We start from the raw sequence: 17,818 nt of genomic DNA on the forward strand, positions 1-17,818 counted from the left end.
TGGCGCCGCCGGTTTATTCCGGCGAACACGGTTTCCAGAGTGAAAAGTCGCGGCCGTCCAGCCAGCGCCCGACGTCAGCGCGGCATCTTCAGCAGCACCGTCTGCGGCTTGCCGGCCAGCGGATCGAGTTGATGGCTTGTGTCGGTGATGAACATCAGCCGCTCACCGACCGTTATGCGCGCCTGCAGCGCGTAGGTCCGACCCTTCTGGATCGCCTTGGGGTCGAAACCGATCTCGAATTTGATCGGCACCTGGCCGGTGGGCGCTATCCTGCGCTTGGCGATCACGATGGCCGGCGCATCGGCCAGGGAGACATCGGCAAGCTCGACCACCAGCACGGCATCGGTCGGCAGGGCGATGCGCTCGCGATAGGTCACCTCGCCGGCGATGGTCTTCTCGCCGGCATTGGTCACTTGCGGCACGGCGAGCACGCCGACGACCAGCGGCACCAGCCCGAAGATGAAGAATTCCGCGACGCGGTCCAGCATGAGATTGCTCCGCCAAGCAAATCAAACCCGATTGGCAGAGTCGGGAAGGATTGCGGTCAATCAATGGCTGAACGGGAGTTTTCTCTGATGCATGTCGTTGCCCCCGAACCGCTGCACACTTCGGGGCGACATGCATTATCCGCCCGGTTTCTTCCAGCGGTCCGCCGCTTGGTCATCGGCTTCCTTGGCCTCGACCCAGCCACCCTCGGAGCCGTCGGCAAGATGCTCCTTCTTCCAGAAGGGTGCGCGCGACTTCAGATAATCCATCAGGAAATTCGCCGCCTCGAAGGCCGCCTGCCGGTGCGACGAGGCCGCGACCACCAGCACGATGTTCTCGCCCGGCATTATCTTGCCGTGGCGATGGATGACGGTGAGTCCCTGCAGCGGCCAGCGTTCGACGGCTTCGGCCGCGATGCGGCCGATCTCGGCCTCGGCCATGCCGGGATAGTGCTCGAGCTCGAGCGCCGACAGCGCGCCCTGCTCGTCGCGGCAAAGGCCGGAGAAAGTGACCACGGCGCCGATATCGGTCCGACCCCCGGTCAGGCCGGCGATCTCGGCGGCGACGTCGAAATCCTCGCGCTGGATGCGGATGGCGGGCACGACGGCGCCGGCCATGTCAGCCTCCGGTCATCGGCGGAAACAGCGCGATCTCGCGCGCACCGGCGATCTTCTCGCGGTGGCCGACATGTTCCTGGTTGATGGCGACGCGGATGACGTCGGGGTATTGCAGCGCGTTCTCATATTCCTCGCCGCGCGACTTCAGCCAGCGCAGCAGGTCGGCGACCGTTTCGATGCCGGAAGGCAAGTCGACATCCTCTTCCGGCTTGCCGATCCGCTCGCGTACCCAAGCGAAATAGATGAGTTTCGTCGACATTGTCTTCACTCGTCCATGATGTGCTTGAGGCCGGCGCGGAAGTAATCATAGCCGGTGTAGAGCGTGACGAGCGCCGCGACCCACAAGAGCACCAGGCCGATCTGTGTAGTCAGCGGAAAGATCTTGTCGCCGGCCGGGCCGACCAAAAGGAAGGCGATGGCGACCATCTGGATGGTGGTCTTCCACTTGGCGAGCTGGGTCACCGGCACCGACACTTTCAAGGCGGCCAGATATTCGCGCAGGCCGGAAACCAGGATCTCGCGGCACAGGATGATGATCGCCGCCCACAGCGACCAGCCTGCGATGCCGGCGTGGCGGTCGGTGTCGGCGGCAAGCAGGAGCAGGCAGGTCGCGACCAGCAATTTGTCGGCGATCGGATCGAGCATCTTGCCGATGTTGGACGTCTGCTGCCAGGCGCGGGCGAAATAGCCGTCAAAGTAATCGGTGATCGAGGCGAGCAGGAAAATGACCAGCGCCGACCAGCGGGCGAAGTCGGACGACTTCAGATGGCCTTCGAGAAAAAAGCACAGCACAACCAGCGGCACCGCGACGATGCGGGCGTAGGTGAGGATGTTCGGCAGGTTGAACGCGCGTTGTGCCATATCGTCTCGGGAAATCTCCGCCGCCAGAGGTACTCAAATCAGAAGCCAATGTAGGGGGTCAACAGCCGAGATTCGATTGGACAGGGAAAAATGGCGTGAGGCGCATCGTGAGGTACCCTTTCGGGACATCCCTCCGCGCGACCGCCTCAACTCTCGTGAAAATGATTGTAGACCAGCTTTGCCACATGCTCGGAAATGCCGTCGACCTTGATCAGGTCCTCGACCGCGGCGCGGCTGACCGCCTTGGCGGTGCCGAAGGCGAGCAGCAGGGCGCGCTTGCGGCCGGGGCCGATGCCGGCGATCTCATCGAGCGGGCTTTTCACCATCTCCTTCTTGCGGCGGGCCCGGTGCGAGCCGATGGCGAAGCGGTGCACCTCGTCGCGCAGGCGCTGGACGAAATAGAGCACCGGATCGCGCACCGGCAGCATGAAGCTTTCCCTGCCCTTGACGAAGAAGCGCTCGCGCCCGGCATCGCGGTCGGGACCCTTGGCGATGCCTATCGCGGTGACGCGGTCCTCGACGCCGAGATCGGCAAGGATCTGGCGCACCGCCGTCATCTGGCCCTGGCCGCCATCGATCAGGATGACGTCGGGCCAGGCCGGAAAACCGCCATTGCCGGCAACCAGGTCCTCGTCACCGGTGTCGTCAGCAGTTGCGCCGGGCTGCTCGCCGCCATGCTCCTTGAGCAGTCGCGAGAAACGCCGCTGCATCACCTCGCGCATCATGCCGAAATCGTCGCCCGGCGTGATCTCGGTCGAGCGGATGTTGAATTTCCGGTACTGGTTCTTCACGAACCCTTCCGGCCCGGCAACGACCATGGCGCCGACCGCATTGGTGCCCATGATGTGCGAGTTGTCATAGACCTCGATGCGCACCGGAGGTTTTGCCAGGCCGAAGGTCTCGGCGAAGCCCGTCAGCAGTCGCGCCTGCGTCGAGGTCTCGGCCAGCCTGCGGCCGAGCGCCTCGCGCGCATTCTGCAGCGCGTGGTCGGTCAGGTCCTTCTTCTCGCCGCGCTGCGGCACCGAGATCGTGATCTTGCGGCCGGCATGGGTGGACAGCGCCTCGGCGAGCAGTTCCTGTTCCTGCGCGGTCTGGGACAGCAGCAGCGTGCGCGCCGGCAATTTGTCGTCATAGAATTGCGCCAGGAACGAGCCCAGCACCTCGGCCGGCTCCAGCGCCGGATCGGCCTTGGGGAAATAGGCGCGGTTGCCCCAGTTCTGGCCAGTGCGGAAGAAAAACACCTGGATGCAGGTCTGGCCGCCTTCCTGGTGGATGGCGAAGACGTCGGCCTCCTCCACCGTCTGCGGATTGATGCCCTGATGCGCCTGCACATGCGACAGCGCGGCAAGCCGGTCGCGGTAGATGGCGGCGCGCTCGAAATCGAGCTCCGCGGAGGCCTGCTGCATGGCGGCCGAAATCTCTGTCTTCACCTTCTGGCTGCGGCCGGAGAGGAAATCCTTGGCTTCCTCGACCAGCTCGGCATAGCCCTCATGCGAGATCTCGCCGGTGCAAGGACCGGCGCATCGCTTAATCTGGTAAAGCAGGCAAGGCCGCGTGCGGTTCTCGTAGAAGGAGTTGGTGCAGCTTCTGAGCAGGAAGGCGCGCTGCAGCGAATTGATGGTGCGGCCGACCGCGCCGGCCGAGGCGAAGGGGCCGAAATAGTCCCCTTTTCGCGATCGCGCGCCGCGATGCTTGTAGATGCCGGGCGAGACATGGTCGCCGGTCAAGAGGATGTAGGGGAAGGACTTGTCGTCCCGCATCAGCACGTTGAAGCGGGGCCTCAGCCGCTTGATGAGGTTGGCCTCGAGCAGCAGCGCCTCGATCTCGGTGCGGGTGACGACGAATTCCATCGTCGCCGTTTCGCGCACCATGCGGCCGATGCGGGCGGTGTGGAATCGCCCTTGCGCATAGTTGGTGACGCGCTTCTTCAGGCTGCGCGCCTTGCCGACATAGAGCACGTCGCCGGCGGCATTCATCATGCGGTAGACGCCGGGCTGGTTGGGCAGCCGCTTGACCAAGGTCTGGATCACCTCGGCGCCGACCATGCCGTCGGCATCGCCGGCATGCGGCGTCCAGTCGATGGCCGTGAAGGCGACATCGGGGCCGGTCGGGATCGACTCCGGTTCGACGATCTCCTCCGCCGCCTCGTCCTCGACGTCGAGATCGACTTCGGGCGGCAGGTCGTCGGCGGCGCCGTTGCGTCTGTGTTTTTGGGCTGCGGGACTCATTCCACCATGCCTGTCACATCGGGCGTCTGCCACGCAAGATGCTGGCCACCGTCGAGCGCGATCATCTGGCCGGTCACCGAGCGCGCCTGCCAGAGATAGCGGATCGTGGCGCCGAATTCAGGCAATTGCGGGCCGCGCTTCAGGATCAGGCCCTCGACCTGTTTGCCGAAATCGTCGTCGTCCTGGCGCTTGTTCTTCAGTGTCGGGCCGGGACCGATGGCGTTGACGCGGATGCGCGGCCCAAGCGCCTGCGCCAGCATCTCAGTCTGCGTCCACAGCGCCGATTTCGACAGGGCGTAGGAGAAATAGCGCGGCGTTGGCCGCCAGACGCGCTGGTCGATCATGTTGACGATCAGCCCGTCCTCGCCTTGCGGCAGCGCGCGGGCGAAATTCTGCGCCAAAAGCGCGGGCGCCTTCACGTGGATGGCGAAATGACGGTCCCAGGCCTGCCAGTCGAAATCCTCGACCCGGTCGTCGACGAACAGGGACGCATTGTTGACCAGCAGCGTGACAGGGCCGAGCGCCGCCTCGGATCTGCCGACGAGATCGCCGACGGCATCCATGTCGGTGAGGTCGGCTGCGACGACGGCGGCGCGGCCGCCGTCGCCCGTAATCTTCCCGGCCAGCGCATCGGCCTCGGCGCTCGACCGGTTGGCATGGATGGCGACGGCGAAGCCATTGGCGGCGAGATCCTCGACGATCGCCTTGCCGATCCGTCTTGCTCCACCCGTCACCAGCGCGACGGCCGTGGCTTGTTTCATGGTGTCAATCCTCAATCGGCTTCACGATTCCGGGAAGCCGGCACAATATGACGGGCCAAGCGTTAAATGCCATTTCCACCTGGGGCAGGAATGTGGCGAAGCGGCCCGGATGCGCTTCCGCCCCGCCAGATTCGGGGCGCCATTCCCGGCAATATATGTCGCTGCACCCCTTGAACCAAGCGATGTGCAGCGCAACATGATTAGCCTGCTGACATTCGCTGTTGCGAAGATGCAACGTCAAGGTTCGGCCTCATTCGCGCCCGGGAATGACCCAAGTTCAGGTTCGCTTCAGCCGCATTTCAGCACGACATTCGGAACCGTTAAACGCCAGGCTCGTTTATCCCCCCGGACGGGCCGGGGCGTTTCATGAACAACCAAGCCTAAGTGTCTTGTGGCTTAAGGAGTATAACAATGAAGACCAATCTTAAATTCGCGCCGCTTGCCGCCGCGCTCGGGCTGTTCGCCTTTGCCGGTACCGCTTTTGCGGCCGACGTCGTTTCCGAGGAGCCGCCGGCTCCCGCTCCGGTTGCCGAGCTTCCGGTTGCTTCCTGGGCCGGCCCCTATGTCGGTCTGAGCGCCGGCTATGGTTTCGGCGGCCATGCCAAACTGAAGGACCAGGGTACCAATATCGGCACCAAGGGCTTCGTCGGCGGCGTCTTCGGCGGCTATCAGTGGCAGCAGGAGAACTTCGTGTACGGTGCTGAAGCCGACCTCGGCTACAATGGCACCAAGGGCGATTCCAACGGCTTCAGCGCCAAGTCGGGCCTCGAAGGTTCGCTGCGCGCCCGCCTCGGCTATGCCGTGACCCCGGAAATCCTGCTCTACGGCACGGGCGGTCTCGCCGCCAAGAACCAGAAGATCGATGACGGCATCTCCAGTGAGAGCAAGGGTATGTGGGGCTGGACGGCCGGCGCCGGCACCGACATCAAGATCACGGACAACGTGTTCGGTCGCGTCGAGTATCGCTACACCGATTACGGCAGCAAGACCTTCGACAATGTCGGCAAGGTCAAGTCTTCGGACAACCGCGTCACCTTCGGCGTCGGTATGAAGTTCTAAGTCGTTAGAAGCCACGACACAGAAAAGCCGGGCCTTGCGCCCGGCTTTTTTTGTGCCCGGGTTTGCTGTCCTTGCTGCCTCAGGCGCGCTTTTTCGCGGGCTTGACCTTCGACGGCAGCGTCTCGACGAAAGCCAGCGCGCGATCGAGCCAGAAGGCGAGATCGGCCTCGCTCGCCGTGCCTTCCGGCGCGACGCGGATATAGCCTTCCATCGAGCGCCCGCCCATTTCCATCGTGCTCGCATGGGGACGTGCCGCGGCAGCCGCATGCGCGTCCTTGCCGACACGCACGAGGAGTCCGCGCTTCGAAGTACCGATCAGCATGTTGCCGTTGATCATGAAGCAGGTGCCGCCGAACATCTTCTGCTCGGTGAAGACGCACTTGCCGAGGGCGGCGCGCAAGCGCGCGACCATCGGGTCGGGCGCGACGCTGCTTGCGGGCTTTGCCATGCTCACCACCTCCGCGTTCTGGGGGACATCAGGCAAGCATGGAAGGGGGTGGGGTTCAAGGTGGGCGCGAGGCCGAAGCTGCCAATCTCCCCCACAAGGGGGGAGATTGGCTGTATCTACCCCGGCACGCTGCTCTTCAGTTCCGGAAACTTCTCATCAAACCTTGCGGCCCAGCGGACCAGGCGGCTGCGGCCCTTCTCCCATTGGCCCGAAAAGCGCAGCGACAGATAGCCAAGTGTGGCGCGCAGCGCCATGTGGCCGGCGGTGATCTTCTTCGGCAGCTTGGGCGGGTTGGCGTTGATGAGATCGAGCGCTGTGGTGATCTTGCCCCACTGGCGGTCGAGCCAGGGCTGATAGACCATCGCCTCGGGCCGCGTGCGCCGCTCATAGACCATCGACAGCGCGCAGTCGCAAATGCCGTCGGCCAGCGCCTCGAGAACTTCCGTCTCGAGCCGCTTGTCGGGATTGCGCGGGAACAGCGCGTTCTTCGACAGCCGGTTGAGATGCTGGGTAATGGCGCGGCTGTCATGGACCGAGCGGCCATCCTCCAGCACCAGCACCGGGATCTTGCCGAGCGGATTGGCCGAGATCAGTTCGGCGGGCTTGTCCTCCGTCTTGACCGGCACGAGATCGATGGCGATGCCGGCGTAGACGGCCGCCATGCGGACCTTCGAACTGTAGGGGGACGTGGAAGCATAGAGCAGTTTCGGCATGATCGATTTCCCAGTTGTCTGCCCCACTGTTGACCGAATGGAACCTCCTGGGCAACGGCCCAGCAAAGCTGATCCGGATTGGCCACGTCCTGCCGGCGCGGACGCGGCAACAAAAAAGCTCCCGGAAGGTTTGCCTCGTGGCAAATTTCCGAGAGCTTTAGGAGGAGCGTCCGCTCCGACTCCGCTCGCTGTCACGCCGAATTGGCGAGAGGGGTGCCCGGTGGCACCCGCCCTCACCCGTTGCGGTTCGCCAAGCGAAGCTACGCGATTACTTCTTGGCGGCCGGCTTCTTCGCCGGAGCTGCCTTCTTCACGGCTGCCGGAGCCTTGGCGGCGGCGGCCTTCATCGGAGCCTTGGCGGCGGGCTTGGCCGCGGCCTTCGCTGCCGGCTTCTTGGCGGCGGGCTTTGCTGCTGCCTTGGCGGCGGGCTTTGCCGCTGCCTTCGCGGCCGGCTTTGCCGCTGCCTTGGCGGCGGGCTTGGCCGCGGCCTTCGCGGCCGGCTTCGCTGCTGCCTTGGCCGGAGCCTTGGCGGCTGCCTTCGGTGCCGCTGCCTTCTTCACTGCTGCAGGTTTCGCGGCAGCCTTAGCTGCCGGCTTCTTTGCCGGCGCTTTCGCCGCCGGCGCCTTGGTTGTGGTCTTTGCCATGCGATGCCCCTTGCGTTTTGCCTAAGGTCGTGAGTGACCCGGCATGCTCATGCATATCTGACTCGCGACTGTCTAGCCAGCGAAGCAACACAATGATTTTCAGTTATTGAATTTTGGTTACACGAAGATGCATCTTATGGAAAAATTGTGAGCGAATCTGTCACTTTCGAAGTGACGGCCCGGCGCACAGATTTTATCCCGGCTTCTATCGCCCGATGATCCATCCATCCGCGGCATAACCTTATTTCGCAATGTGAGCGGAGTGCTCACAATAGAGAACACGCTGCCGAACACCGGCTTCATCTTGTCCAGCGAAAACATCTACAGATGAACCGGCCATGCGGGACGGTCAAAGCTTACGAGTTTGAAAGTGAGCTTCAAGCTCATATTCTGGACCCACCACCGATCTCGATCGACTTGCGTTCGCCCCGCAGGCGGCGCGCCGGCTCGGCCCGGTGCAGGTGCACGGCGTAGGTATCCCAGGGCGGCGAGACCGCGATCCCGGTCAGCATGCGGCCGACCTCGCCGCGATGGTAGCCGCCGTGCAGGACGACATGGGTCAGCATCTCCTGCCGCGTCATGCAGCCCTTGTCGCCGTCGGTGAAGGTGAAGGCGATCAGCTCGGCAAGTGCCTGCTTCGAAATGGTTTCGAGATAGTCGAGATACCAGCGATCGATCTCGGCAAGGGCGGCGCGCAGCGCGCGCGGCTCGGGTGTGTCCGGCGTATTGTCGCTCGCATAGCCGTGGGCCACGCCCTTCAGATGCGCGGCAAAGATCCGCGACACGACATGGATGTGGTTCATCAGGCGGATCGCGGCGTGTCGCTCTCCGGCGCCGTGAGAAGGATCCAATCCGGCAAGCGTCTCCACGAGCTCATCATTCGCCTAGGCTGGTAGGCAAGCAGGCTCTTCAGCAAGGTCTTGGCACTCATCTTTGCGGCCCATTTGCGTTGGTGAAATGAATGTGAGTATCCTCTTCATATTCTCGGGAGACGGGCCAGCATGTCTACTCGCATTGCCAAGCCGGCCGCGCGCATGCGCAAGCAACCGCGCCAGGCACGTTCGATCGCCACCGTCGAGGCGATCATCGAGGCCGGTGCTCAGGTTCTGAGCGAGCTCGGCTGGGCCGGCTTCTCCACCAACAAGGTGGCCGAGGCCGCGGGCGTCAGCATCGGCTCGCTCTATCAGTATTTTCCCGACAAGCTCGCTCTGGTCGAAGCGATCCGGCGCCGTCACTTCGATCATGTGCTGTCGGTGATTCGCGAAGCGTCGGCGGAGGAGAAGCCGCTCAGGCAGTTCGCGCGCGAGCTGGTGCGCGGCATGATCGGCGCGCACTCGATCCATCCGACGCTGCACCAGGTGCTGCTCGACGAGGCCCCCGGCGACCGCGGCTCGCGCGCCGCGCATGCTTCGTTCCAGGCGCGCTATCTCGAACATTACGCGGCGGCCGTCGCGCAATACCGCAGACGCCGCAAGGATACCGAGACGATGGCGCGCGTGCTCTCCTCGGCGGTCGAGGGCGTGATCCACAACGCTGCGCGCCGCAACATGCTGGAAGCGCCGGAACTGCAGAAGCAGCTCGTCGAGCTGATCTCGGCCTATCTGTCAGGTAGCCGAGCTACCTGACCTGTCAGCTAGCCGGGCTACCTGACCTGTCAGGCGGCAAGGCCGCGTGAGACAGCGCCAGCGAACGAGGCTGGCTCCGGCTCGCGTACCGTCGCGCCACTTCGCCCGGTCGCCGGCATCGCGAAATAATTCGCATCCCCTGTCGATTCCGCCGATCCCCGTTCGTCGTAACCAAGCAACGAAGGACAACACACCGATGCGTTTCATGATGCTGATGATCCCCGGCGGCTACGCGACCGCGGCTCCCGACGTCAGGCCCGAAGCGGAAGCCGTGGCGACGATGATGAAATACAATGAGGAGCTGAAGCGGGCCGGCGTGCTGCTTGCGCTCGACGGGCTGCATCCGCCGTCCTCGGGCGCGCGGGTCTCCTTCAAGGGCGGCAAGCCGACGGTCACCGACGGCCCGTTCGCGGAGGTCAAGGAAGTGCTTGGCGGCTACTGGGTTATCGATGTGCGCTCGCCCGAGGAAGCCGTGGAATGGGCGCGCCGCTGCCCCGCCGGCGAGAACGACGTCATCGAGGTCCGGCGCGTTTTCGAGATGACCGATTTTCCAGAGGACGTCCAGAAGGCCGCCGAAGGGTTCGGCGAGCTGAAGGGTTGACCGCCACGGCGGCGATCGAAGCGGTCTGGCGGATCGAGCAACCAAAGCTCGCCGCCAGGCTCACCCGCTATTTGCGCGATGTCGGGCTGGCCGAAGAGGTGGTTCAGGATGCTTTCTTGGCTGCGCTGGAACGCTGGCCCGGGGAAGGCATTCCAGACAATCCGGCCGCCTGGCTGACCCGGGTCGCCACCAACCGGGCGCTCGACCGGCTGCGCCGAACCGTGCTGATCGACGGCAAGCATCGCCAGCTGGCCGTCGACCTCGCCGAACTGGAGCGGGAGATGCCCGACATCGAGGCGGCTCTGGACGAGGACATCGACGACGATCTGTTGCGGCTGATCTTCACCGCCTGCCATCCGGTGCTGCCGCCCGAACAGCGCGCGGCGCTTGCGCTCAGGATGCTGGGCGGGCTGTCGACGGCTCAGATCGCGCGCGCCTTTCTGGCGCCGGAGGCGACCGTCGCCCAGCGCATCGTGCGCGCCAAAAGGACGCTGCGCGATGCGGGCATCGCCTTCGAGACGCCGCGCGGGCAGGAGCGGCGCGAGCGCCTCGGCGCCGTGCTGGAGGTGATCTACCTGATCTTCAACGAAGGCTATGTCGCTTCCTCCGGACCGGACTGGCTGCGCGCCGATCTCAGCAACGAGGCGATGCGCCTCGGCCGCCTGCTCGCGACGCTGATGCCTGAGCAGCCCGAGGCGATTGCACTGCTATCCCTAATGGAACTCAGCGCGTCGCGCTTTGGCGCCCGCATCGACGCGACGGGCAACCCGGTCCTTCTGCTCGACCAGGACCGCAGCCGCTGGGACTGGTCGCTGATCCGGCGCGGCCTCGACGGGCTGAACCGCGCGATGGCGCTGACGCCGACACCTGGCCCCTATCAGCTGCAGGCGATGATCGCCGCCTGCCATGCGCGCGCCGTAAGCGCGGCCGACACCGACTGGATTGCCATCGCCGCATACTACCAGGCGCTTGCGCTTGCAGCGCCCTCGCCCATCGTCGAGGTCAACCGGGCGGTCGCTGCCGGCATGGCGTTCGGGCCGGCGCAAGGGTTGGCGATCGCCGACGCGCTGCGGGACGAACCTCGGCTCAAGGATACGCATTTGTTGCCCACGGTGCGCGGCGACCTTCTGGCGAAGCTCGGACGGATGGACGAAGCCCGCGCGGAGTTTCGCCGCGCCGCCGGGCTGACGGGCAATGAGCGGGAACGGGCGCTGCTGCTCGCGCGGGCTGGTGGCGGTGAAACCAACTCAGGATAGGCCGGCGGGACAGCGCCTACCTCAGCTGTCCATCAGCTGCCATTGAACCGGCATCTCTCAGCGCGTGGCGACCACGGCCACGCCGGCGCCGATCATCACGCCACCGGCGGCGCGGTTCACGCGGCGCACGATCGCGGGTGTGCGCAACAGGCCGCGAGCTCGGCCGGCGAGCAGGACATGTCCACCGATGACCACGGCCTCGACGATCAGGATCACCGTCGCCAACACGCCAAGATCGCTTGTGTTGAGCGACGCGCCGACCACGTTGGGCAGCAGCGCGACATAGAACAGCGGCATCTTCGGATTGCCGAGGTTGAGCGCGATGCCGGTGGCGAAGGTCGCCAGCAAGCCGCGCCGGTTCGATACAGGCTGCGATGTCGGCACCACGGGAACGGCGGTCCACAGCCTGATGCCCATCCAGATCAGATAGGCCGCGCCGCCATAGCGAAGCACGGTCATGACGACCGCCATCTTGGCGGCGACGATCGACAGCCCGAAGGTGGCGAGCACCAGAAAGATGAGGATGCCGACCACCGTCCCGGCCCCATAGGCGATGCCCGACGCGGCGCCGCTGGAGATCGTGCGGGCGACGATCGTCATATTGTCCGGGCCGGGGCTGGCGGCAAACACGAAGAATGCGGCCGCGAAAGCAAGCAGCGTCGTGATGTCCATGCCCGTCAGCGCCGCCTCAGCGCAGCACGCGGCAGCGGCCGTTATAGACCAGCCAGCGGTCGAAGCCCAAGACGCAGAACTCGACATTGTCGCCGATCGAGGCAAAGCCCTGGCCTTCCTCGATCAGGTAGAAGATCGAGCGGTCGCGGCCGTCGGACAGGTTGACGGTGGCGCGGCAATAGTGGCGGCCGATCGGCCACTCGTCGCTCGCCGGCTCATAGCGATGCTGGCGGATGTTGCGGAAATCAGTGATCGCGACATCCGGCAGATGCGGCACGTGATGCACCTGATAGGAGAAGCGGTCGGTGATCTTGCTCAGCACCCAGCTTTCGCCGCAGACGCTGCCATCGTCGCCGCTGTAGACGGAAAGGTCGGCGGCCCGCGCCGCCTGGGTGAAGCCCAGCGGAGCGGCGAAGGGAGTGGACAGCGCAACCAGCGCGGCAAGAGCGGAATGGGCGAAGCGAGTCATGACAGCCTCTCAGGGTCGGTTGCACGCACTGTGCGGATTCGCTTGGCGGCGGTCAAGCGGGTGGCAAAACAATGGTTTCCGCAAAGCTTCGTTCCGAAAAATCAGACCGTGCCGGCAAGCAGCAGGCCGCCGATGACGGCGATGTTGATCAGGAACGCATTGCGCAGCACCTGGCGCTCCGGCTCGGCGGTCGCCCAGAAGCGCAGCAGCATGAGGTTCGTCGCCAGGGTGAAGAGGACCAGCGCGACGGCGGCAAACAGCCGGGCCATGCCAATGACAAGCAGGAAGCCGGCAACGATCTCGACCGCCGAACCGGCGGCCAGCATCAGCGCCGGAGCGGGAAATTTCTGCGCGGCCAGATAGTCGCGCATCGCCTCGAATCTCAGGAAATGCTCGATGCCGGCGAAGACGAACACGCCGCCGATGAGGAGAGCGCCGACAGCTTGGATCATCTGAACGGGCATGGCGGCCTCCTCTCTCGACGATGTGCTTCGTTCCGTTCAGTCCTCGGGGATGAAGGCAGGGTTGTAGACGACTTCCCACAGATGATCGTCGGGATCCTGGAAGTAACCGGCATAGCCGCCCCAGAAGGTTTTCTGCGCCGGCTTGACCACGCGCGCCCCAGCCTTGACGGCCTCTGCCATCACCGCGTCGACCTCCGCCTCGCTGCCGACATTGTGGCCGATGGTCAATTCGGTCGGGCTGCGGCCGCTTTGCGGCACTGTGGCATCCCAGGCGATGCTGGCGCGCTCGTAGATGGCGAATTTCAGGCCGCCCGCGAGATCGAAGAAGGCGACGGCGCCATGCTCGAATTCGCGGCCGATGATGCCCTCGGTCGGCAGGCCGAGACCGTCGCGATAGAATTTGAGCGAGGCCTCCAGATCGTCGACGCCGAGCGTCAATACGGTGATGCGAGCTTTCATTTTTCTCACTCCTTTCTATATTCGTGACCAACGTCCGAAATCGGATGTGGTTTGGCAAAGGCGCCGATGGGCGCCAGCAGGCTGCGTCTGTTCTGCCATGGATGAAGTGCCCGGAATTGAAGATTTCGGCCAAGGATGGCCGTCGCACCGATCCGCAAGAGAAAATCAGCGGAGCAGATCGGAGACAGAATGGAACCGGTCCTGGCACAGACCACCGGCTTCTTCCGGGAACGACCCGCCCCTCGCGGCCTGGCCGACACCTTCTGTGCGGTCTGGGTCCATCGCATGGCCGAGGGGGCCGTTCCGCCCATTGTCATCACCCCGGACGCGACGATCGACCTGCAATGGATCGACGGCCGCTTCCGCGTGGCCGGGCCGGACAAGGAGCCGCAAATCGAGACACCTGCCGCCGGCGCGGTGATCGTCGGCTTTCGCTTCCGGCCGGGCGCGGCCGCGGGATGGCTCGGCGTGCCGGCCGGCGAGATTGTCGGCGGACGGCTTGGTCTCGGCGAATTATGGGGCACGCGCAGCCGCGAGCTTTCAGACCGTATCAGAGCGACGCCCAACCTCGCCGATCTGGTTCGGTGCCTGGAGGAGACGATCGGCGCACACACGGAAGGACGCGCTGCGCTCGACCCGCAGATGGGCCGGGCCTTCGACGTCATCGACGAAGGTTTGCCGCCGGAAACGCCGTTGGTTCCGTTCCTGCAACGCCAGCTGCATATGAGCGAGCGGACGCTGCGCCGGCGGTTCGAGGACGCTTTCGGCTATGGCCCCAAAACGCTCGACCGCATCCTGCGCTTCCACCGCTTCCGCCGCCTGCAGCGACAAACGGGCAATGCCTCGACTGCGCTGCTCGCCATCGAGGCCGGCTATGCCGATCAGGCGCATCTGATCCGTGAAAGCCGGCGGCTGACCGGCGTGACGCCCTCGGCGCTGGCTTGAGCGAACGCAGGCACCTTACTCGCCAGCCAGCGAATCGCAGGTCCAGCGCGACGGCTGCCGGACGGCGAGCACCTTGTGCAGGGCGGGCAACAGGACCTTCAATTCGCCTTCCAGCGTATAGGGCGGATTGACCACCACCAGCCCGCTGCCGTCGAGGCTGGGCTCATCCGAGCCGGGCCGTATCTCAAAGGCAATGTCGAGCAGCTTTGGAATGCCGGTCTCCTTCAGCGCCGCGCGGAAGGCTGTCACCGCCCTGCGATCCTTGATCGGATACCAGAGCGCATAGATGCCACCCGGCCAGCGCCGGTGGGCCTTGCGCAGGCCATCGACCAGACGGGAGAACTCGCCTTCCTCCTCGAAGGGCGGATCGATGAGGACCAAGCCGCGCTTTTCCTTCGGCGGCAGTTGCGCGCCCAGCGCCAGCCAGCCGTCGAGCTCGATCACCCTTGCCTGGAAGTCGCCGGCGAAAACCGGTTTGAGCCGCGCGGCATCCTGCGGGTGCAGCTCGACCGCCGTCAGCCGGTCCTGGTTGCGCAGGAGATGGCGAACGACCAGCGGCGAGCCGGGATAGTGCTTGAGGCCGCCGTCGGGATTTTGCGCGCGAACCGCTTCCAGATAGGGCTGAAGCAGTGCCGCGGCCTGCGGCTCCAGCGTCGCCTCCACCAACCGGCCGATGCCACCCTGCCACTCGCCGGTCTTGCCGGCCTCCACCGAGGCAAGATCATAGCGGCCAATCCCGGCATGGGTGTCGATGACTCGGAAGGCCTTGTCCTTCTGCTTGAGATACTCGACGAGGCGCGCAAGCACGGCATGCTTGACGACATCGGCGAAATTGCCGGCGTGGTAGGCGTGGCGATAATTCATGCGCGCCTCACTCTGAAGAGCATGATGTCGACCGAAAACCGCTTCACACTTTTGGGCATCATGCTCGTGGCGAACCGTTGCGGCCCCAGCGCGGCGGTGGCGGCTGCGAATTGGGATTTTGCGGAGACCCGCCACCGCGGCGACCAAAGGCCAGCGACAGCACCAGTCCGGCAAGGCCGACGCCCATCAGCGTATAGCCGGCCGGCTCAGCGCGCTCGTCGATCGAGCCGGTGCCGGCGCGCAGGATGAGATCGACCGCGCGCATATCGATGCCGTCGTCATCACCTGGGCCAACGGTGAAGACGTAAGGACCAGGCGTGACCGTCTCGATGACGCCGGCCTCGTCGCGAAAGATCTTGTCGGGCAGTTGCGGGCTGACCTGGCGCGGATTGTCGGTGTGGTTGAACGAGAGCGTCGAGGCCAGCGCCGTGCGGCCGCCGCTCGCAGCGGTCAGCGTCAGCACCGTGCGCTGCTGGCCGGCGACGCGCTCGGCGCGCGCGGTAAGGTCGACCAGCACCCGCACCGGCTCATCGCTTGCGGCAAGCTGCACGGTGGCCGGCCGGAAGCGGCCGCCCTCATAGACGCGGTAAGTGCCGATGGCGTGGCCGGAAAAATTGTTCATTGCCCAGGGATAGAAGATGCCGATGGCGGCGCCGGCGATGAGGAGAAGGACAGAGAGGAAGCGCATTCAAACCCTTGGCTGGTTTCTTCGGTCGGCAGCCATTTCTTACGAGCGGCGTTGGTCTCGGGCAGCTTCGCGGACCCGCTCCATCTCGTCCAGAAACATTTCCAGCCCAAGCTCGAATGTCTTGTCAAAATCCGCGGCGCCGAAATAGGCGCCGGCCTTCACAACGCTCGGATAGTCGCGCGCCAGTTCCTCGTCGCTGACCGTGGTGACCGCAGAAGGCCCCTTGGCGTAGCCGGCCGTCTCGTCGAGGATCGCGCCCATCAGATAGTAGCCGGCAGCGCGGAACAGGCGAGCGCTGAGCTCGGGACCGAAGCCGCCATCCTCGAACAGGCCGATGACGGCGTTGAGCTTGGTAAGGCAAGGCGGCGAGTTCATGCGGTAGACGACGATGAAAGGCGCAAAGGCCGGGTGCTCGGTGGCGACACGGCGGAACTCCTGCATGCCGACGCGGGCCCGTTCGCGCCAGGGCAGGCTGTCGTCGGGAATGACAAGCCCGCTCATCTGCCGGTCGACCAGCGCCTCGTAGAGATGCGCCTGCGAGGGAAAGTGGTGATAGATGCTCATCGCCTCGCAGCCGAGCCTGGCGGCGAGCTTGCGCATCGAAAAGCCGGACAGCCCTTCCCGCTCGATCACCTCGAACGCGGCGTCCTCGATCATCTCGCGGGAGAGTTTTCCGCGGGTCCGCTTTTTTTTGCCGGGTGCATCCATGGCGGCGCTTGACAACTTACACTGTAAGGTTCATCGTTCACATACCTTACATCGTAAGGCTAACAAAAACCAGAGGAGAACTTCATGTCCGTCATTCGCATGCATTCCTGCCTTCGTTCCGCTTCGCTCGCCGCGGCTTCCATATTGGCCGCGGTGCTGGTTTCCGCGCCCGCCCATGCCGATGATTACGACGCCACCCTCAAGGATATCCAGTCGACGATGGGCGGCGTGCCGAGCTTCGTCAAACAGTTCCCGAAAGCCGGTCTGCCCGGCGCCTGGGCCGAGGTCAAGGCCATCGAACTCAGCGACAAGACGGCGCTGACGCCGAAGGAGAAGTCGCTGATCTCGCTGGCGGTCGCGGCGCAGATCCCCTGCAGCTACTGCATCTGGTCGGACACGGAGAATGCCAAGCACGCCGGAGCGACCGACGAGGAAATCCAGGAAGCCGTGGCCATGGCGGCGCTGACGCGCCACTGGAGCACCATCTTCAACGGCATGCAGGTCGACTTCGACCAGTTCAAGAAAGAAATGGGCGGAGAGTAAGGGTTCAGGCACAAGGTACAGAAGGTGAAAAAATGGCCCGCGGCGACGCGGGCCATTTTGTTGCCACGGTTTGCCGGCACCGGGCGGGATGTCCAGCGTCAAGCCGTCCTGCCCTCTTGCGACAACAGAAAAACCGTGGAAGCGGTCAAACAGCTATCGCTAAATTAACCAAGTTGCCATAATGAGTTTGGGTGGGCGGCTGATCATGATTCGAACATAAGCGCCGCGCGCTTGAGGGGACTTTACTTCATGCTGATGGCCTATCGAGGCTTAAGCCGACCCTGCCTCAACAAAAATTTTCGCATTCCGATCAAGGCCCTGCCCCGTCTTTTTGTCCTGGGTGCGTTGTTGGCGACTACCGGTTGCCAATACTTCAACTTCGGTCAGTCGAGCTCATTCAGCGTGTCGCAAAGCGGCAATGCCGCCTTGATCGACTTGAAACCAACCCGACACATCCATACAGAGAGCCCGTCTCGCTCGGCGCCTGTGGTAAGGGTGAATCCTTATCTTGGGAACGCTGATTTTATTTGCGGCCCGAGCGGCTTTGGACAGCAGTCGCATTGCTTCGCCAGAAGTGCCGGAGCGCTCGCCGAGAACATCTAGATACGGCGCGGCGATCTTCGATCCACGTTGCTTGGCGGCTTCAGAGATGACGCCGAGGCCTCTGCGGTATGCTTCCGCAATTCGATGAGTGCGGCGCCGGTTACA

Annotated in this window: 24 protein-coding genes; 7 read left to right on the forward strand and 17 right to left on the reverse strand. The window is 64.4% G+C overall.

From position 1 onward, the window contains the following. Positions 1–74: 74 nt before the first annotated feature. The 6 genes from EN852_RS24630 to EN852_RS24655 all read right to left on the reverse strand — a co-directional run bounded on the left by EN852_RS24630 (position 75) and on the right by EN852_RS24655 (position 4,953). Positions 75–488 (reverse strand): YbaY family lipoprotein, encoded by a 414-nt coding sequence (locus EN852_RS24630; protein ID WP_127877913.1) that lies wholly within the window; start codon positions 486–488, stop codon positions 75–77. A 135-nt stretch (positions 489–623) separates the two neighbouring features. Next, complete coding sequence (locus EN852_RS24635; protein ID WP_127877911.1) at positions 624–1,103, reverse strand: molybdenum cofactor biosynthesis protein MoaE; 480 nt, start codon at positions 1,101–1,103, stop codon at positions 624–626. A gap of 1 nt (position 1,104) precedes the next feature. Continuing rightward, positions 1,105–1,362 carry a molybdopterin converting factor subunit 1 gene (gene moaD / locus EN852_RS24640; protein WP_127877909.1) on the reverse strand — a complete coding sequence of 86 codons (258 nt, stop codon included), beginning with the start codon at positions 1,360–1,362 and terminating at the stop codon, positions 1,105–1,107. Positions 1,363–1,367: 5 nt separating this feature from the next. After that, a complete protein-coding gene (pgsA, locus tag EN852_RS24645; protein ID WP_027165584.1) occupies positions 1,368–1,964 on the reverse strand; it encodes a CDP-diacylglycerol--glycerol-3-phosphate 3-phosphatidyltransferase in 597 nt (198 codons plus the stop codon). A 146-nt stretch (positions 1,965–2,110) separates the two neighbouring features. Continuing rightward, positions 2,111–4,192, reverse strand: coding sequence for an excinuclease ABC subunit UvrC (uvrC, locus tag EN852_RS24650; protein ID WP_127877907.1), 2,082 nt, complete (start codon positions 4,190–4,192; stop codon positions 2,111–2,113). After that, positions 4,189–4,953: an SDR family oxidoreductase gene (locus EN852_RS24655; protein WP_127877905.1), complete on the reverse strand. Its 765-nt coding sequence runs from the start codon at positions 4,951–4,953 to the stop codon at positions 4,189–4,191. Before EN852_RS24655 ends, uvrC begins: the two co-directional genes overlap by 4 nt. A gap of 411 nt (positions 4,954–5,364) precedes the next feature. On the opposite strand from EN852_RS24655, the gene EN852_RS24660 reads away from it, so the two are divergent. Next, on the forward strand, positions 5,365–6,012 hold the full coding sequence (locus EN852_RS24660) for an outer membrane protein (protein WP_127864967.1): 648 nt from the start codon (positions 5,365–5,367) through the stop codon (positions 6,010–6,012). A gap of 79 nt (positions 6,013–6,091) precedes the next feature. On the opposite strand, the gene EN852_RS24665 is transcribed toward EN852_RS24660, so the two are convergent. From EN852_RS24665 to EN852_RS24680, 4 genes are all read right to left on the reverse strand, one after another. Next, on the reverse strand, positions 6,092–6,460 hold the full coding sequence (locus EN852_RS24665; protein WP_189546153.1) for a TfoX/Sxy family protein: 369 nt from the start codon (positions 6,458–6,460) through the stop codon (positions 6,092–6,094). Positions 6,461–6,576: 116 nt separating this feature from the next. Then, positions 6,577–7,173 carry a glutathione S-transferase family protein gene (locus EN852_RS24670; RefSeq protein WP_127877901.1) on the reverse strand — a complete coding sequence of 199 codons (597 nt, stop codon included), beginning with the start codon at positions 7,171–7,173 and terminating at the stop codon, positions 6,577–6,579. Between the two features lie 268 nt (positions 7,174–7,441). Next, positions 7,442–7,816, reverse strand: a complete 375-nt coding sequence (locus EN852_RS40955) for a hypothetical protein (RefSeq protein WP_189546155.1) — start codon at positions 7,814–7,816, stop codon at positions 7,442–7,444. A 383-nt stretch (positions 7,817–8,199) separates the two neighbouring features. Next, positions 8,200–8,667 (reverse strand): DinB family protein, encoded by a 468-nt coding sequence (locus tag EN852_RS24680; RefSeq protein ID WP_246694377.1) that lies wholly within the window; start codon positions 8,665–8,667, stop codon positions 8,200–8,202. 183 nt (positions 8,668–8,850) lie between these two features. Here EN852_RS24680 and EN852_RS24685 point away from each other — a divergent pair, with 183 nt between their 5' ends. From EN852_RS24685 to EN852_RS24695, 3 genes are all read left to right on the forward strand, one after another. After that, entirely contained in the window at positions 8,851–9,441 is a 591-nt protein-coding gene (locus tag EN852_RS24685) for a TetR/AcrR family transcriptional regulator (RefSeq protein WP_127877969.1), read from the forward strand. Positions 9,442–9,637: 196 nt separating this feature from the next. Then, a complete protein-coding gene (locus EN852_RS24690; RefSeq protein ID WP_127877899.1) occupies positions 9,638–10,042 on the forward strand; it encodes a YciI family protein in 405 nt (134 codons plus the stop codon). Beyond that, the gene (locus EN852_RS24695) at positions 10,039–11,298 is read left to right on the forward strand and encodes an RNA polymerase sigma factor (protein WP_127877897.1); all 1,260 of its coding nucleotides are present in this window, start codon (positions 10,039–10,041) and stop codon (positions 11,296–11,298) included. The genes EN852_RS24690 and EN852_RS24695 overlap by 4 nt, the downstream gene beginning before the upstream one ends. Positions 11,299–11,355: 57 nt before the next feature. On the opposite strand, the gene EN852_RS24700 is transcribed toward EN852_RS24695, so the two are convergent. From EN852_RS24700 to EN852_RS24715, 4 genes are all read right to left on the reverse strand, one after another. Further along, positions 11,356–11,970 (reverse strand): LysE family translocator, encoded by a 615-nt coding sequence (locus EN852_RS24700; RefSeq protein ID WP_127877895.1) that lies wholly within the window; start codon positions 11,968–11,970, stop codon positions 11,356–11,358. A gap of 16 nt (positions 11,971–11,986) precedes the next feature. Continuing rightward, on the reverse strand, positions 11,987–12,439 hold the full coding sequence (locus EN852_RS24705; protein ID WP_127864959.1) for a hypothetical protein: 453 nt from the start codon (positions 12,437–12,439) through the stop codon (positions 11,987–11,989). Between the two features lie 101 nt (positions 12,440–12,540). Continuing rightward, on the reverse strand, positions 12,541–12,903 hold the full coding sequence (locus EN852_RS24710; RefSeq protein WP_127877893.1) for a DoxX family protein: 363 nt from the start codon (positions 12,901–12,903) through the stop codon (positions 12,541–12,543). Positions 12,904–12,939: 36 nt separating this feature from the next. Further along, positions 12,940–13,362: a VOC family protein gene (locus EN852_RS24715; RefSeq protein ID WP_127877891.1), complete on the reverse strand. Its 423-nt coding sequence runs from the start codon at positions 13,360–13,362 to the stop codon at positions 12,940–12,942. Between the two features lie 189 nt (positions 13,363–13,551). Here EN852_RS24715 and EN852_RS24720 point away from each other — a divergent pair, with 189 nt between their 5' ends. After that, positions 13,552–14,307, forward strand: coding sequence for an AraC family transcriptional regulator (locus EN852_RS24720; RefSeq protein ID WP_127877889.1), 756 nt, complete (start codon positions 13,552–13,554; stop codon positions 14,305–14,307). Between the two features lie 15 nt (positions 14,308–14,322). Here the strand turns inward: EN852_RS24720 and EN852_RS24725 are convergent, their stop codons facing one another. Genes EN852_RS24725 through EN852_RS24735 form a run of 3 tightly spaced genes read right to left on the reverse strand, consistent with a single transcriptional unit; the run spans position 14,323 to position 16,516 of the window. Further along, positions 14,323–15,171 carry a 23S rRNA (adenine(2030)-N(6))-methyltransferase RlmJ gene (locus EN852_RS24725; protein WP_127877887.1) on the reverse strand — a complete coding sequence of 283 codons (849 nt, stop codon included), beginning with the start codon at positions 15,169–15,171 and terminating at the stop codon, positions 14,323–14,325. Between the two features lie 58 nt (positions 15,172–15,229). Continuing rightward, positions 15,230–15,859, reverse strand: a complete 630-nt coding sequence (locus tag EN852_RS24730; protein WP_127877885.1) for a hypothetical protein — start codon at positions 15,857–15,859, stop codon at positions 15,230–15,232. A gap of 39 nt (positions 15,860–15,898) precedes the next feature. Further along, a complete protein-coding gene (locus tag EN852_RS24735) occupies positions 15,899–16,516 on the reverse strand; it encodes a TetR/AcrR family transcriptional regulator (RefSeq protein WP_246694378.1) in 618 nt (205 codons plus the stop codon). Between the two features lie 135 nt (positions 16,517–16,651). On the opposite strand from EN852_RS24735, the gene EN852_RS24740 reads away from it, so the two are divergent. Both EN852_RS24740 and EN852_RS24745 read left to right on the forward strand, forming a co-directional pair. Next, on the forward strand, positions 16,652–17,110 hold the full coding sequence (locus tag EN852_RS24740; RefSeq protein ID WP_246694379.1) for a carboxymuconolactone decarboxylase family protein: 459 nt from the start codon (positions 16,652–16,654) through the stop codon (positions 17,108–17,110). Positions 17,111–17,359: 249 nt separating this feature from the next. After that, positions 17,360–17,713: a hypothetical protein gene (locus EN852_RS24745; protein WP_127864952.1), complete on the forward strand. Its 354-nt coding sequence runs from the start codon at positions 17,360–17,362 to the stop codon at positions 17,711–17,713. Positions 17,714–17,818: the final 105 nt, after the last annotated feature.

This window comes from Mesorhizobium sp. M2E.F.Ca.ET.209.01.1.1, from assembly GCF_004010375.2.
Taxonomy (GTDB): Bacteria; Pseudomonadota; Alphaproteobacteria; order Rhizobiales; family Rhizobiaceae; genus Mesorhizobium.